Source organism: Stenotrophomonas sp. STEN029, assembly GCF_056760015.1.
Window position 1 is genome coordinate 1 of sequence record NZ_JBRREC010000105.1, and the last position, 15,980, is coordinate 15,980.

General features: G+C 61.9%; 9 protein-coding genes. 4 read left to right on the plus strand and 5 right to left on the minus strand.

What is annotated here, in order from left to right; translation table 11 throughout:
* Positions 1-324 precede the first annotated feature (324 nt).
* The 4 genes from ACVOLI_RS18070 to ACVOLI_RS18085 all read left to right on the plus strand — a co-directional run bounded on the left by ACVOLI_RS18070 (position 325) and on the right by ACVOLI_RS18085 (position 8,432).
* Positions 325-558 (plus strand): AbrB/MazE/SpoVT family DNA-binding domain-containing protein, encoded by a 234-nt coding sequence (locus ACVOLI_RS18070; RefSeq protein WP_303749778.1) that lies wholly within the window; start codon positions 325-327, stop codon positions 556-558.
* On the plus strand, positions 558-956 hold the full coding sequence (locus ACVOLI_RS18075; protein WP_282271408.1) for a type II toxin-antitoxin system VapC family toxin: 399 nt from the start codon (positions 558-560) through the stop codon (positions 954-956). The genes ACVOLI_RS18070 and ACVOLI_RS18075 overlap by 1 nt, the downstream gene beginning before the upstream one ends.
* 38 nt (positions 957-994) lie before the next feature.
* Entirely contained in the window at positions 995-3,586 is a 2,592-nt protein-coding gene (gene acnB, locus ACVOLI_RS18080) for a bifunctional aconitate hydratase 2/2-methylisocitrate dehydratase (RefSeq protein WP_303749779.1), read from the plus strand.
* 1,240 nt (positions 3,587-4,826) lie between these two features.
* Positions 4,827-8,432, plus strand: coding sequence for a transporter substrate-binding domain-containing protein (locus ACVOLI_RS18085; protein ID WP_481615439.1), 3,606 nt, complete (start codon positions 4,827-4,829; stop codon positions 8,430-8,432).
* A gap of 14 nt (positions 8,433-8,446) precedes the next feature.
* Here ACVOLI_RS18085 and ACVOLI_RS18090 read toward each other — a convergent pair whose 3' ends face one another.
* From ACVOLI_RS18090 to ACVOLI_RS18110, 5 genes are all read right to left on the minus strand, one after another.
* Positions 8,447-9,502, minus strand: a complete 1,056-nt coding sequence (locus ACVOLI_RS18090) for a protein-glutamate methylesterase/protein-glutamine glutaminase (protein WP_481615440.1) — start codon at positions 9,500-9,502, stop codon at positions 8,447-8,449.
* Positions 9,499-10,098, minus strand: a complete 600-nt coding sequence (gene cheD / locus ACVOLI_RS18095) for a chemoreceptor glutamine deamidase CheD (RefSeq protein ID WP_296248060.1) — start codon at positions 10,096-10,098, stop codon at positions 9,499-9,501. Before cheD ends, ACVOLI_RS18090 begins: the two co-directional genes overlap by 4 nt.
* Positions 10,095-10,940, minus strand: coding sequence for a CheR family methyltransferase (locus tag ACVOLI_RS18100; protein ID WP_303749783.1), 846 nt, complete (start codon positions 10,938-10,940; stop codon positions 10,095-10,097). The genes cheD and ACVOLI_RS18100 overlap by 4 nt, the downstream gene beginning before the upstream one ends.
* A gap of 13 nt (positions 10,941-10,953) precedes the next feature.
* The gene (locus ACVOLI_RS18105; protein ID WP_481615441.1) at positions 10,954-13,113 is read right to left on the minus strand and encodes a methyl-accepting chemotaxis protein; all 2,160 of its coding nucleotides are present in this window, start codon (positions 13,111-13,113) and stop codon (positions 10,954-10,956) included.
* 352 nt (positions 13,114-13,465) lie between these two features.
* Complete coding sequence (locus ACVOLI_RS18110) at positions 13,466-15,838, minus strand: methyl-accepting chemotaxis protein (protein ID WP_481615442.1); 2,373 nt, start codon at positions 15,836-15,838, stop codon at positions 13,466-13,468.
* Positions 15,839-15,980 lie beyond the last annotated feature (142 nt).

The window sequence follows — 15,980 nt, forward strand, 5'->3', positions numbered from 1 at the left end:
GCCGAGCCATGCTCGGCAGGGGCATTCCCGGTAGAGCCTCAGCCGACCATGGGTCGGCACTACAGGTAAAGCTTCCGCCGATCCTTGAACGGGTTTTGTAGGAGCGGCGTAAGCCGCGAAGCCAGTGCTGCATCAGCCAGCAAAGAGCTACCCCTCCCCAACCCTTCCCTTGGCTACGCCAAAGGGAGGGGGTAGTGCCTAGCCATGCTGGGCAGGAGGCGTTCCCGGTAAAACCTCAGCCGAGCATGGCTCGGCACTACAGGGGTGGCTGGGGTATGTCGGCCAAAGTATGTATAATTCGTACATACTTCGATTGGAGATCCCATGGACGCCACCGTAGCTGAACGCGGGCAGATAACGCTGCCCAAGGCCGTACGCGACGCTTTGGGTCTGACCAAGGGCACCCTGCTCAAGGTTGAGCTGGAAGGTAGCCGCATCATCCTGCGCAAGAGCGTGGACGACGCCATCTCCCGCGCCCGCGGCAAGTTCGCCCTGGACGGGTTCGAGTCGGCCGAGCAGGCCGTGCGTACCGTCCGTGACGAGGCCGGCGAAGCATGATGATCGCCGTTGATTCCCCTGTACTGATCGAACTGCTCAGCGACGGCCCCCGTGCCGACGCGGTGGAGGCCTGCCTGCGGCAGGCGCTGGTCGGCGGCCGGGTGGTCCTCTGCGGTACCACGCTGGCCGAAATCTGCGCCTCGCTGCGCGGTGGCGCAGAGGTGCAGGGTGCTCTGGAGGAAATGGGTGTCCATTTCAATCCGCTGGAAGCCAAATCCGCGTTGCGTGCCGGCGAGATGCACCGCCGCCACCGGCAGCGCAGCGGCGATACCCGCCGCATCGACGATTTCATGGTGGGCGCGCATGCACTGCTGCAGTGCGACGGCCTGATCACCTGGAACGACACGTTTTATCGCGATTACTTCAAGGGCTTGAAGCTGATCGTGCCGCAAGCCTGAGCCCATCCACTTTTTAACCGTTACACCCGGGAGTTGTCATGTTGGAAGCCTACCGCCACCACGTAGCCGAGCGCGCCGCGCTTGGCATCCCGCCGTTGCCGCTCACTGCACAGCAGACGGCCGACGTCATTGAACTGCTGAAGAACCCGCCGGCTGGCGAAGCCGAGTTCCTGGTCGATCTGATCACCAACCGCGTGCCGGCTGGTGTCGATGATGCTGCCAAGGTCAAGGCCTCGTACTTGGCCGCCATCGCCTTCGGCAGCGAGCAGAACGCACTGATCAGCCGTGAGCGCGCTACCGAACTGCTGGGCACCATGCTCGGTGGTTACAACGTCGCGCCGCTGATCCAGCTGCTGGACGACGCCGCAGTCGGCGCTATCGCCGCTGAAGGCCTGAAGCACACCTTGCTGGTGTTCGACGCATTCCACGACGTGCAGGAAAAGGCCAAGGCCGGCAACGCCAATGCACAGGGCGTGCTGCAGAGCTGGGCTGATGCCGAGTGGTTCACCAGCAAGCCGGAAGTGCCGCAGAGCCTGACCATCACCGTGTTCAAGGTGCCGGGCGAAACCAATACCGACGACCTGTCGCCGGCGCCGGATGCGACCACCCGTCCGGACATCCCGATGCACGCCCTGGCGATGCTGAAGAACAAGCGTCCTGACGCGCCGTTCGTGCCGGAAGAAGACGGCAAGCGCGGCCCGATCCAGGAGATCCTGTCGCTGAAGGACAAGGGCCACCTGGTTGCCTACGTCGGCGACGTGGTCGGCACCGGCTCCAGCCGCAAGTCCGCCACCAACTCGGTGCTGTGGTTCACCGGCGAAGACATCCCCTTCATCCCGAACAAGCGCTTCGGCGGCGTGTGCCTGGGTTCCAAGATCGCCCCGATCTTCTACAACACCATGGAAGACGCCGGCGCACTGCCGATCGAGCTGGACGTGTCGAAGATGGAGCACGGCGATGTCGTCGAGCTGCGTCCGTACGACGGCAAGGCCCTGAAGAACGGCGAAGTCATCGCTGAGTTCCAGGTCAAGAGCGACGTGCTGTTCGACGAAGTGCGCGCCGGTGGCCGTATTCCGCTGATCATCGGCCGTGGCCTGACCGCCAAGGCGCGTGAAGCGCTGGGTCTGCCGGTCACCGACCTGTTCCGCCTGCCGGTGCAGCCGGCCGATACCGGCAAGGGCTACTCGCTGGCACAGAAGATGGTTGGCCGCGCGTGTGGCCTGCCGGAAGGCAAGGGCATGCGCCCGGGCACCTACTGCGAACCGAAGATGACCTCGGTGGGCTCGCAGGACACCACCGGTCCGATGACCCGTGACGAGCTGAAGGACCTGGCCTGCCTGGGCTTCTCGGCCGACCTGGTGATGCAGTCGTTCTGCCACACCGCAGCCTACCCGAAGCCGGTGGACGTCAAGACCCACCACACCCTGCCGGAGTTCATCTCCACCCGTGGCGGCGTCTCGCTGCGTCCGGGCGACGGCGTGATCCACAGCTGGCTCAACCGCATGCTGCTGCCGGACACCGTCGGCACCGGTGGTGACTCGCACACCCGTTTCCCGGTCGGCATCTCGTTCCCGGCCGGTTCGGGCCTGGTCGCCTTCGCTGCTGCCACCGGCGTCATGCCGCTGGACATGCCGGAGTCGGTGCTGGTGCGCTTCAAGGGCAAGATGCAGCCGGGCGTGACCCTGCGTGACCTGGTCAACGCGATCCCGCTGTACGCGATCAAGGCCGGTCTGCTGACCGTGGCCAAGGCTGGCAAGAAGAACATCTTCTCCGGTCGCATCCTGGAAATCGAAGGTCTGCCGGACCTGAAGGTCGAGCAGGCATTCGAACTGTCCGATGCCTCGGCTGAGCGTTCGGCTGCTGGTTGCTCGGTGCACCTGAACAAGGAACCGATCATCGAGTACCTCACCAGCAACATCACGCTGTTGAAGTGGATGATTGCCGAGGGTTACCAGGACGCCCGTTCGCTGGCCCGCCGTATCGAGAAGATGGAAGCATGGCTGGCCAACCCGGAGCTGCTGCAGGGTGATGCCGACGCCGAATACGCCGCCGTCATCGAGATCGACCTGGCTGACATCCATGAGCCGATCGTGGCCTGCCCGAACGATCCGGACGACGTGAAGACTCTGTCCGAAGTTGCCGGTGCCAAGATCGACGAAGTGTTCATCGGTTCGTGCATGACCAACATCGGTCACTTCCGTGCCGCTGCCAAGTTGCTGGAAGGCAAGCGCGACATCCCGACCCGTCTGTGGGTTGCACCGCCGACCAAGATGGATGCCTCCGAGCTGACCAAGGAAGGCGTGTACGGCACCTTCGGTTCCGCTGGCGCGCGCATGGAAATGCCGGGCTGCTCGCTGTGCATGGGCAACCAGGCGCAGATCCGTGAAGGCTCCACCGCGATGTCGACCTCGACCCGTAACTTCCCGAACCGTCTGGGCCGCAACACCAATGTGTACCTGGGTTCGGCCGAGCTGGCCGCAATCTGCTCGCGTCTGGGTCGCATCCCGACCAAGGAAGAGTACATGGCCGACGTTGGCGTGCTGGATTCGGCAGGTGCCGAGATCTACCGCTACATGAACTTCGACCAGATCAGCGATTACAAGGACGTGGCCGATTCGGTCAACGCCTGAGTTGTAGCTGAGCAGTAAAGGTTGAACGGAAAACCCCGGCGCAAGCCGGGGTTTTTTGTTGCCGAAGAACACCAGCAATCGTTGTTGCTTTTGTGGGAGCGGCGTAAGCCGCGAAGCCAATGCACCAGCAGATTGCAAAGTGTGCGGTGCTTCATTGCTGCCAGCATCGCGGCTGACGCCGCTCCCACAAACAAAACCTGCAGCCTTGTAGGAGCGGCGTAAGCCGCGAAGCTCGTGCATTGTCAGATTGCACAATACTCGATGATTCGTTGCCCCCAGCTTCGCGGCTGACGCCGCTCCTACAAACGCAGAAAACCCTGCGTGGCCCGGGGAAGCACAGCGCAGCTGGGAGGTACCGTTCTTGGCGGAAAGTACCTAGAGGCCACAGCTGCGAAAAGTGATGCCATTAGCCAACAACCAACGCTCCTGGAGCATCTTCCCGGCTCGCAGCACCCTCCTAAGCGTGTATCCCAATAATGATGTCTTTCGGGGCGGTCATGCAAAGGAGATTGGAGCCCTTTTGCGAGAAGCTCTCACTTAGTTTTTTGGGGCTGCTGACACCAAGTGGGGATAAACGCCGGCCGCAGGCTTGGGAGTGATTACTGGCGATCGATTAGGTCCCAGGACGTAAGTTTTGCATCTTTAAGACTATCCCTATTCTGGAAGCTACGCGTCGCGTGTAAGTTATCAGAAGTAGTCGTGGCGCTGACATCTTGGCTTCGGTGTTTCTCTCGGAGAACTGCAAGTTCTACTATTTGTTTTGTAGAGAAATGTAGTGGGGGGGTATTTCGATTTTATTCTCGATTTCTGGAAATTCTTCTCTGGGTTGAGGCTTAAGGGGTAAGGTGTTCCTGAGTCGGATTATGTGCGCGCATGATGATTTTTGTGCGATATAGAGTTTCTATTTGTAATTGGGGTTTTAATGTAGCGTGGCGAATTTTGGTCGTTCGGATGATGGCTGTGCATAATTTCTAATATTTTTGGATTTTCTTGTTGTTCGGCTGGATTGTTCGATTGGATGAGTGTGCACCAAGCGGTGAATTAAATACGGCCTCTCCTACGTCTCTCTTGCTTGTCTGCCTGAAGTCGGGATTGATTTTTTGATATGCACTATGGTGTTGGGTGGGCTATAGCTTGTGCTGCTATCGAGGGGTGTAGCTGTAAATCTTTGGCAGTATGTAGAATCGTTGTGGGGCATCGCATGGCTCGTGTATTCGCTATTTTGGTAACTCTTCTTATTATGGCGTCTGGAGTGTGCGCTGCTCAGCCTTCAAATTCGACGATTTTGACTCTCGTTGCGCGTAGAGTCGTCCCTGACGCCCGGCTCTTGCTCGATGAGTCAGATCGAGAGTGGGTAAGAAGCAAGAAGGTTCTGATTTTGGGGGTTGCTCCACCAAACTACACACCGTTAGAAATTTTTTCCCGCAACGATCACTATGAAGGAATTACTGCTGATGTGCTCGGAGCTGTCGGCGGAATGTTGGATGTAAGCTTGCGGGTCATTAGCTTCCCGGACCGTACAACTGCACTGCGTGCGCTCGAGCATGGAGTGGTGGATATGGTGGGCAGCGCCAATAACTACGAGCTCGCTGGCCATGCGGTTCGCTTGACGCAGCGCTACGTGGAAGACACCCCCGTGTTGTACGTGCGCAAGACCGAGCACCGGCGCATGTCGCCGGAACTGACCGGCATGCGCATTGCCGTCGCCGAGGACTATCTGCCGCAAGTGCAGATACGCGAGCTGTATCCGGATGCGATCATTGCCAACTTTCGCTCGCGCGAGCAGGCGCTCGCTGCATTGGCATTTGGCAATGCGGATCTCTACCTGGGCGACACGGTTTCCAGCAACTACCTGGTGAATCTGAGCTACTTCAACTACGTGCGCACGATTGCCGTTCCGCGGGTCGATACCGGCGGTTTTGCCTTTGCTGTCCGCGAAGATGCCTTGACCCTGGAGCGAGTGGTGAACATGGCGCTGCAGCAGTTGCAGCAGACGCATGGCACCGAGTTGCTGAAGCGTTGGTCGGGCGGCGGTGGCATGGTGCCCTTGGCGCGTATAGAGCTGACCAGTGCAGAGCAGCGCTGGATCGCGGAGAACCCGGTGGTGCGCTTCGTGGCCAGCAATGACACTGCGCCGCTTTCCTACTTTGATACCGATGGTCGCTTCAGCGGCTTGAGCGCTGACATCATGCGGGCCATTGCGCAACGCACCGGTCTGGAGTTCGAAGCGGTGCGGGTATCGCGGCTGGACCAGCAGATGCAGGCCTTGGAGAATGGAACCGCTGATCTGACCATGCTGGTGCCGACCTCATCGCGTGCGCGCAGGTTCAGCTTCTCACGGCCATTCGTACAGACCTCGTTCGGCATCATTACCCGCGATGAGGCCAACGGCCCGGCCGCGCTGAGCGACCTGCGTGGAAAGCGTATCGCGTTGCCGCTGCACCATGCGCTGAAGGAATTGTTGGTCCCTGCGACCGACTACCAGTTCATCGAGACGGACACCTTGGCGGCCGCGATGGAGCTGGTGAACGACGGCAAGGCGGATGCGACGATCGCCTTCCTGCCGATGGCGCTGTATTACACCTCGGTACTGCACAACGAGAAACTGCGTGTGTCGGATGTGGTTGAAGACACGCCGGCGTGGTTGGCGATTGCCTCGCGCAAGGACAAGCCCGAGCTCGCAAGTATCATCGACAAGGCGATGATGCAGATCCCGCCCGATGAGGTCGACATCTTCCAGAACCGCTGGCGGCCGCGCCCCGATGCATCCCCGGCAGCTTGGACCGACTTCCGCTCGTTGATCTACAAGATCACCGCCGGCGCCCTGTTGCTTATCCTGGTGTCGCTGATCTGGAACGTACACATCCGCACACAGTACCGTCGTCGCCAGGTAGCCGAGGATGCATTGGGCGAGCAGCTCAACTTCATGCGCTCGCTGATCAACGGCACGCCGCACCCCATCTACGTCCGTGATGAGAAAGGAAGGTTGGTTACCTGCAATACCAACTACCTGGACATGCTTTCCGTCACCGAGAAGAAGGTGCTCGGAAAGACCTCGATGGAAGGTGCCAAGATGGACCCGCGTGAAGCCCAGAGCTTCCACGACGACTATCTGTGGGTAATGGCCAATGGCAAGCCCTTGGAGGTGGATCGCACCCTGCACCTGCCAGGGCGCGTGCTCAGCATCTATCACTGGATCTACCCGTACTTCGATTCCCAGGGCCAGGCCAAGGGCGTGGTTTGCGGCTGGATAGATGTGAGCGACCGCCTGCATCTGATGGAGGAGCTGCGCCGCGCGCTCAATGCCGCCGATCAGTCAAGCCGCGCCAAGACCACTTTCCTGGCCACGATGAGCCACGAGATCCGGACGCCGATGAGCGCGATCATCGGCATGCTGGAGCTTGCGCAGAAACATGCCGAACAAGGCCGTTTTGATAAGTCAGCTATCGCAGTTGCCTATGATTCCGCACACGGCCTGCTCGAGCTGATTGGCGACATTCTGGACGTGGTACGCATCGAGTCGGGCCACGTCAGCTTGAGTCCGAAGCGCGCCAATCTGCGTGAAATGACCGAGTCGGTGGCGCGGGTATTCAATGGTCTGGCGCGGCAGAAGACGTTGCACCTGCGCTTGGAGCTGGATTCGAGCGTGGACTGCGACGTGTCGATAGATCCGATGCGCTTCAAGCAGGTGCTGTCCAATCTGGTCGGCAACGCCATCAAGTTCACCGACCGCGGGCAGGTCACCATCAAGGTGCGCGGCGTTGTCGTGGCGGAATTCCGTCTACAGCTGCGGCTGGAAGTGGCGGATACCGGCATTGGCATCGCCGAGAGCGATATCGCGCGCTTGTTTGATCCTTTTGCGCAGGCCGACCACGGGCATAGCTCGCGCGGTGGAACGGGCTTGGGCCTGCCCATCTGCAAATTCCTGTGCGAGTTGATGGGCGGCGATATTTCAATCCGCAGTACGCTGGGCGAGGGTACCTCGGTGATACTCAATATCCCACTCGAAGTGTTGCCGGCAATTCCCGGCGCCGTCGAGGTGCTGCAGACGGTGGATGCAAAGCACCCGAGCATGAAGGTGCTGGTGGTGGATGACCATTCGGCCAATCGCACTTTGCTGACCCAGCAGCTGGCATTCCTCGGTCAGAGTGTGCGTAGTGCTGCCGATGGTCGCGAAGGCCTGGATTGCTGGCTGGACGAACCGGTTGATATTGTCGTTACCGATTGCAATATGCCGGTGATGAACGGCCATGACATGGCGTTGGCGATCCGTCGGCATGAGAAGGATCATGGACTGCCGCCGTGCATCATCATTGGCTTTACCGCCAATGCCCAGCCAGAAGAACGGGCCAAGTGCATCGCCTCTGGAATGAATGATTGCCTGTTCAAGCCGGTCAGTCTGAGTACGCTGTCCGCCATGCTGGTGACGCTGGGAGAGAAAGCCGGTGTTGGCATGTCGGCGCCGCGTCTCGCTCAGACGAAGGACATCAACACGGCGCTGTACGAGCTGACAGGTGGTGACGCGGAGATGACGCGGAACCTGGTCATCGAGGCGCACCGGAGTTTTGTGCGCGACCTGAGTGAGCTGCAGGTCTTGCTGCCGGGTTTCGACCCACGCGCCATGTCCAATCTGGTGCACAGGATCAACGGCGGAGTACGCCTGCTGCAGGTGGCGCACCTGATGGATATCTGCGATCGCGTCGAGTTCCTGTGCGATCAACATGAGGTCGAGCTGGACGAGGTTGTTGCCAACGTCCAGTTCATTGCAAGTGAGTTGCCGGCGATCATCGACGTACTCGCGGCGATGCGTGAGCCAGAAGCGCTGGATCTATCGCTGATGCGCTAGCGCGATTGAATGCTTTACCCGCGGGCAATGGCAAGAATGCGTTCGGCTATCCGCTCCAACGGCAGCACCTCATCGGCAGCACCAAGACGTACCGCGCTGCCGGGCATTCCCCAGACCACGGAGCTGGCTTCATCCTGGGCCAAGGTTGGGGCGCCGGCCTGCTTCATCTCCAACAGGCCGCGGGCGCCGTCTTCGCCCATTCCGGTGAGGATCACCCCAACCGCATTGGCGCCGGCATTGGCGGCAACCGAGCGGAACAGTACATCCACCGCTGGCTTGTGCAGATTGACCGGCACGCCGTCGTCGACCCTGCAGCGCCAGCGGGCGCCGTCACGGATGACCCGCAGGTGCTGGCCGCCAGCGGGCAGATAGGCGTGGCCGGGCAGGATGGCTTCGCCATCGCTTGCCTCGCGCACCGACATCGCCGAGTGCCGGTCCAGGCGCTCGGCAAAGGCGGTACTGAAGCTGGCGGGCAGGTGCTGGGTCATGACGATGGCCGGGGCATCTGCGGGCATGGATTCCAGCACCACCCGCAGGGCTTCGGTACCGCCAGCGGAGGCGCCGATGGCGATCAGGCGATCGGTGGTACGGAAGCCGAGGTTGCTGGCGCTTGCTGGGCGCTGCACCGGCCGGCGCGGGCCGCCGGCAATTGCCCGGACCCGCGAGCGGGCGGCCATTTTCACCTTGCTGCGGATTTCCTCTGCATACGCATCCAGGCCACGGGCGACGTCGAGCTTGGGCTTGGCGACAAAGTCGACCGCGCCCAATGAGAGCGCCTGCAGCGTGGTATCGGCGCCGCGCTCGGTCAGCGAGGACACCATCACCACCGGCATGGGATGCAGGCGCATCAGGTTTTCGAGGAAGGCCAGGCCGTCCATGCGCGGCATCTCGACGTCCAATGTCAGCACGTCAGGGTTGAGCCGTTTGATCTTTTCCCGGGCCAGCAATGGGTCCGCTGCGGTGCCAACGACTTCGATGGCCGGGTCGGCGGCGAGGATCTCGGTCAGCACCTGGCGGACCAGGGCCGAGTCGTCGACGATCAAAACCCGGCAGGGAGCCTGCAAACTCATTCGAACAACTCCACGCCACCACTGACCGGGGTGTGCGACAGACGGGCGCGGACGGCGGTTTCGGTGGCGACCACTTCGGCATCGTGCGCATGCGGCAAGCGCTGCACGACTACCCGGCCGGTGATGGGGAAGAACCAGATCTTGCGCGGATGAATGCCGCACAGGTCTTCGGCAACGATGGGGATGTGCTCGGCGCGCAGGTATTGGCGGACGAATTCCGCATTGCGGGTACCCACCGGGTTGCTGGTGAAGCCCTTGAGCACGTTGGCGCCGCCAAATACCTTGGCTTCCAGGCGCTTGCGATGGGCACCACGCTTGAGCAGGTCGTTGATCAGCAGTTCCATGGCGTAGCTGCCGTAGCGAGCGGGCGCACCGTCACCGATATTGCCTTCGGGCAGCAGGAAGTGATTCATGCCGCCGATGCCGAGGATAGGGTCGCGGATACAGGCAGCCACGCAGGAGCCGAGGATGGTGGTCAAGGCGGTATCGTCGTCCACCACCAGGTACTGGGTTGGTAGCAGCTTGGCGGCAATCGTCTGGAAACGGGTGTCGCGGTAGCGCATCACCTCATCGGGGTGTTGCTGTGGATTCTTCATGCGCCGTTCCTGCGGCTGCGGCGGTACAACGTGCGGCCACAGGGCTGGATCACATCAGCCGCATGCAGGTAGTTCTCCGAGTGGCCGGTATAGAGCAGGCTGTCATCGTCCATGTGCTGCACCAGCCGCGACAGGATGCCGCGCTGGGTGGGCTTGTCGAAGTAGATCATCACATTGCGGCAGAACAGCGCATCGAATGGGCCGCCCACGTCGTAGCGGTTGGCCAGCAGGTTGAGCGGACGGAACTCGATGAGCGAGCGCAGCGCCGGCACAACCCGGCACTTGCCTTCATTGGGGCCGCTGCCGCGCTGGAAATAACGCCGCTTCATCGCCGGGTCCAGCCCTGCGATGCGGTCCATCGCGTACACGCCCTGGCTGGCGGTGGCCAGCACCTGGGTGTCGACGTCGGTAGCGATGATGCGTACCGGCGGGGTCATCGACGAGAATGCCTCGCAGGCGGTGATCGCCATGGAGTACGGCTCCTCACCGGTGGAAGCGGCACACGACCACAGCTTCAGTGGCGCTCGTGGGGCGCGCAACTGCAGCTCTTCGCGCAGCTTGTCAAAGTGGTGCGGCTCGCGGAAGAAAGAGGTCAAGTTGGTGGTCAATGCATTGGTGAAGGCCTGCCACTCCTCGCCGCCATGTTGCTCGAGCTGGTCCAGGTAGTCCTTGAACGAGCGCAGGCCGAGGTTGCGCAGCCGTCGCGACAAGCGGCCGTAGACCATGTCGCGCTTGGCAGGAGCCAGCGCGATGCCTGCACGTGCGTGGATCAGCTCGCAGACGCGGCGGAAGTCACGGTCATTGAACTCGAAGTCCCGCTCGGTGCTGTCGATGTCGATCATGGAATATGCGCGCTCAGCTGGCCATGGCCAGCGTTTGTGGCTGCTTGGCCGCAGCGGGTTGGGCGCTCAGCTGGAACACGGCCACCGCTTCATCCAACAGCGTGGCCTGTTCTTCCATTGCGCGTGCTGCGGCGGTGGCTTCTTCGACCAGTGCGGCATTCTGCTGTGTGGTTTCGTCCATCTGCATGACGGTCTGGTTGACCTGCTCGATACCTGCAGACTGCTCCTGCGAGGCAGCGGAGATCTCGGCCATGATGTCGGTGACGCGTTGAACCGCGGTGACGATCTCGCCCATGGTGGTGCCGGCCTGCTGCACCAGCTGCGAACCTTCGTCCACGCGCTCGACCGAGTCTTCGATCAGGGTTTTGATCTCCTTGGCGGCGCCGGCCGAACGTTGGGCGAGGGTACGGACTTCGGCGGCAACCACGGCGAAGCCGCGGCCCTGCTCACCGGCGCGGGCAGCTTCCACCGCGGCGTTCAGCGCCAGGATATTGGTCTGGAAGGCGATGCCGTCGATCACGCTGATGATGTCGGCGATGCGACGTGAGGATTGCTGGATCTGACCCATGGTGGTGACCACTTCTTCCACCACCAGCCCGCCGCGTGAGGCTACCCCGGCTGCACCGATCGCCAGCTGGTTTGCCTGGCGTGCGGATTCCGCATTCTGGCGGACGGTGGAGGTCAGTTCCTCCATCGAAGCCGCGGTTTCCTCGAGGTTGGCGGCTTGCATTTCGGTGCGGCGCGAGAGATCGGCATTGCCGGTGGCAATCTCGCTGGCGGCCAGATTGATGCTGTCGGCAGACTGCTGGATCCCGGAAACGATGCCGGCCAGCTGGGAGACGGTGCTGTTTGCGTCTTCACGCATGCTGGCGAAGACGCCCTGAGCGTCGCCGCTGAGTTTGACGGTGAGGTCGCCGTCGGCAAGCGCCTGCAGCAGGCGCGATACTTCGCCCAGATTGTCGTCGCTGACCTGCATCATGGTGTTCAGGGCACGCACCATGGCCTGGAAGTCGTGCTCGAAGCGGTCTTCATCGCCGCGCTGGCTGAAGTCGCCGGCAGCGGCGGCGCTGCCCAGGCGCTTGATCTCGCTGTTGATGGCAGCCAGGTTGGTCTTGATGGCGGCCATGGTTTCGGTGATGACGCGCTTGTCGCCGGGCAGCAGCGGCATGTCCTGGCTGAGGTCACCGACCGCATAACGCTGCGCCAGCGCGATCACCTGCATCTTGACGTCGATGTGGTTGCTGACCAGCACATTGGTCTCTTCAACCATGACGCCGTAATCGCCGGGGAAGCGGCTGGCGTCGATGCGGTAGCCGATCATGCCGGCGTCATGTTGGCGAGCCATCTCGGCCTGTGCGCCAATCACCGCCCGCAGCTGGTCCTGCATATGCGACATGCTGCTGAGCAATTGGCCGGTTTCGTCCTTGCTGGGGGCAGCGATGTGGTTGTCCATGCGCCCCTTGGCGATGGCGGTCGCCACGGCCGTGGCATTGCGCAGTGGCAGCACGATGCGGTTGCCGATGATCCAGCTCAAGGCCAGTACCAGCAGCACCAACACACCACCAGCCACCGTCATGATTGCGGTGAACTTCAGGGCCTGGCCCTGCAGATCGTCCATGTAGACGCCGCTGGATACCACCCAGTTCCACGGCTTGTACATGCCTGCATAAGCAAGCTTGCCAACCACGCCATCCTTGCCGGGCTTGGCCCAGGTGTAGGCGACATAGCCGCCACCCTTGCGTGCGGCTTCGACCTGGTCGTAGTAGACGCGGACGCCGTCCTCGCCGCGGAAGTCCTTCATGTCCTTGCCGACCAGGTCAGCACGGAACGGATGCATCAGCAACACGTACTTGGTGTCGTAGATGTTGAAGTAGTTGACGTCGGCGTCGGAACGCATCTTCTGCAGCGCGGCCATGGCGTACTTCTGTGCGTCAGCGAGCGGCATCGCGCCGGTTTCCGCTTCCTTGGCGTAGTGGTCGAGAACGCCGTAGCTCATTTCCACCTGGGCGCGCAGCGCGTCCTTGCGGGTTTCGTACAGATCCAGGTACTGCATGCGGGCAGCGATGACCGCCAGCGTGATCACACCGATCACGATCAAGGCCGTCAGCAGGTTCAGCTTGCGCCTGACGGAGATGTTGGAAATGTAGTTGTTCCAGAGCGAGGAGATAGTCATCGAATCCGCTGGTTACCTTGCGGTATCAGCGCTGCGTGAGGGGATAACGGTTTATCGGCCGCGAAGGGCGCGAGTTGAGTGGCCTGAAGAGGGAGGCAAGCCAAAGCAGTCGATCTGTTCACGTATGCGAAGAAACTGACCGGCTTGCGGTGTCGCGGTGTTGTAGGAGCGGCGTACGCCGCGAAGCTGGTGGTGCTTGCAGTCGTCGGCGGTGCCTCAACCGACGGTATGTCAGCTTCGCGGCTTACGCCGCTCCTACAAAAAAATCCGATGCCAGAGACTGGCATCGGATTTCGGGTGGTTCAATTGCTTGGCTTGGCTGCGTTGTCAGCACAGCCAACGATGGTATTGCTTAGAACTCCTGCCAATCCGAGTCGGCCAGTTCGGCTACTGCGGTGCGGGCAGCGGCTGCGCGACGGCGAGGTGCCGGTGCTGCTGCCTGGACGGCGGGGCGGGGTGCCGGTTCACGCGCGGAAGCCGGGCTGCTGGTGACGGCAGCGTCTTCTTCCAGCTGGAACACGGATACCACGTTGGCCAGATGTGCGGCCTGTTCTTCCATCGAGCGGGCCGACGCGGTGGCTTCTTCGACCAATGCGGCGTTCTGCTGGGTGGTTTCGTCCATCTGCACGATGGTCTGGTTGACCTGCTCGATGCCGGCCGACTGTTCCTGCGAGGCAGCGGAGATCTCAGCCATGATGTCGGTCACGCGCTGCACCGAGGCGACGATCTCGCCCATGGTGGTACCAGCCTTGCGAACCAGCGCCGAGCCATCGGCGACCTTGCCGACGGAGTCGTCGATCAGGCCCTTGATTTCCTTGGCGGCGCCGGCCGAACGCTGGGCCAGCGTGCGAACTTCGGAAGCCACCACGGCGAAGCCGCGACCCTGTTCGCCGGCACGTGCGGCTTCCACCGCAGCGTTCAAGGCCAGGATATTGGTCTGGAAGGCGATGCCGTCGATCACCGAGATGATCTCGGCAATCTTGCGCGAGGACTGTTCGATCTGGGTCATGGTGGTAACCACCTGGCTGACCACTTCACCGCCCTGCGAGGCCACCGAGGCGGCGCCGATGGCGAGCTGGTTGGCCTGGCGTGCCGATTCTGCGTTCTGGCGCACGGTGGAGGTCAGCTCCTCCATCGATGCTGCGGTTTCTTCCAGGTTGGCGGCCTGCTGCTCGGTACGACGCGACAGGTCGTTGTTACCGGCGGCAATTTCGCTGGCGGACGAGTTGATCGACACCGAGGACTGCTTGATGCGACCAACGATGCCGGTCAGCTGTTCGGCGGTGGCATTGGCGTCGTCACGCATGGTGGCGAACACGCCTTGGTACTCGCCATGCATGCGCACGGTCAGGTCGCCGCGCGAGAGCGCAGACAACAGTGCGGAGATCTGCTCCAGGCTGCTGGCATTGGCGTCCAGCAGGCTGTTGATCTGCTCGGCCAGCTGCAGGAAGAAGCCGTCCTTGTCGGCAGTGCCGATGCGGCCGCTGAGGTCGCCAGCAGCGGCGGCTTCCATGATGCGCGCCACTTCCTTCTCGACCTGGGCCTCGGTGCTGCGATCGCGCCATTCGACAACGTGGCCAACCGGTACATTGTTGTCGTCACGGATCACCGAAATGGTCTGTGCGAACTCGGCTTCACCAAAGCGCATTTCACGCTTGAATACGCCGTTCTTCTCGAGACCTTCCATCACCTTGCCGTCAACCTCGCCACGGTGCTCGAGCACGGTGACCGGCTGGCCGACCAGTGGCTTGCTGGCGTCGAAGTCGGTCAGTGCGCTGCTGAATTCCTCGTGGTGCTCGCTGAGTTTGTCGAGCAGGGCGCGGTTGGCGTAGACGATCTCGAGGTCGTTGTTGGTCAGGAACACGCCAGTGGACGAATAGTCCAGCGCGGTACGGATGCGCAGGTTCTCGCTGGCGATGATCTGGTCGCGGTCGATGCGTTCGCGCAGGTCGCGCTGCATGCGTTGCATGGCGCGCAGCAGATCGCCAACTTCGTCGGCACGCGAGACGTCGATCGAGCCATCCAGCTTGCCGCTGGCGACTTCATTGGCCACGTCCACGGCACCACGGATGGTGGCAACCAGCGAGCGGGCAAACAGCCAGATCAGTGCCAGACCGGCAGCACCACCAACCAGCACGGCAATGATGCCGACCAGGGCGGAGGTGCGATAGGTATCTTCGGCCTGCTTTGCGGCGGCCTGGGCGCGGGTATTGTCGTTCGCGGCCAGTGCCTGCAGGGCGTTATAGGCGTTGCGGTGCAGGTTGCGGGTTTCGCCAACAAAGGTGTCGATGGCGTCATCCGGCAGGTCCAATGCCAGCATTTCGGTCACGGCGTCGTACGACGCAGCCGCCTTGCCCCAGTCGGCGACAAAGGCATCAAACAGCTTCTTCTGCTCCGGGCTGTCGATCAGCTTCGGATAGGCGGCGATGGTGGTGTCGATCTGCATGCGCAGTTCGGTGGCACGTGCCTTGGCATCGGCTTTGACGTCATCGCTGGCGCGTACCAGGCTCTGGTAGGACGCGTTGCGGTACTCGCTGACCATGCCGCTCAACTCACCGGTGGTGCGAAGACTGGGCATACGGTTTTCAGCGAGGTCGGTGGTGACGTTGTTCAGCGAATGCAGGCCGCGGTAGGCGACGATGCCCTGCAACAACATGACGAACAGCACGACGCCGAAAGTAAGCATCAGCTTCGGCTTCAGTTTCAGCGAGTTGATCCACTGCATCTTGCGCGATCTCCGGGAACAGGCCCCGCCATGTCACAGGGGCGGGGTGGCGGGGGGGGGGGGGGGGGCCGGCCGCGGCGGCCCGGCGCGGGAGATCGTGTCAGGCAGTTTCTGGACGTGAGCAGGACACAACGGTTGAAAA

Excerpts from the sequence above, each read along its gene's own strand:
- ACVOLI_RS18070 (WP_303749778.1), top strand. The coding sequence starts at position 325 with ATGGACGCCACCGTAGCTGAACGCGGGCAGATAACGCTGCCCAAGGCC.
- ACVOLI_RS18075 (WP_282271408.1), top strand. The coding sequence starts at position 558 with ATGATCGCCGTTGATTCCCCTGTACTGATCGAACTGCTCAGCGACGGC.
- acnB (WP_303749779.1), top strand. The coding sequence starts at position 995 with ATGTTGGAAGCCTACCGCCACCACGTAGCCGAGCGCGCCGCGCTTGGC.
- ACVOLI_RS18085 (WP_481615439.1), top strand. The coding sequence starts at position 4,827 with ATGGCGTCTGGAGTGTGCGCTGCTCAGCCTTCAAATTCGACGATTTTG.
- ACVOLI_RS18090 (WP_481615440.1), bottom strand. The coding sequence starts at position 9,502 with ATGAGTTTGCAGGCTCCCTGCCGGGTTTTGATCGTCGACGACTCGGCC.
- cheD (WP_296248060.1), bottom strand. The coding sequence starts at position 10,098 with ATGAAGAATCCACAGCAACACCCCGATGAGGTGATGCGCTACCGCGAC.
- ACVOLI_RS18100 (WP_303749783.1), bottom strand. The coding sequence starts at position 10,940 with ATGATCGACATCGACAGCACCGAGCGGGACTTCGAGTTCAATGACCGT.
- ACVOLI_RS18105 (WP_481615441.1), bottom strand. The coding sequence starts at position 13,113 with ATGACTATCTCCTCGCTCTGGAACAACTACATTTCCAACATCTCCGTC.
- ACVOLI_RS18110 (WP_481615442.1), bottom strand. The coding sequence starts at position 15,838 with ATGCAGTGGATCAACTCGCTGAAACTGAAGCCGAAGCTGATGCTTACT.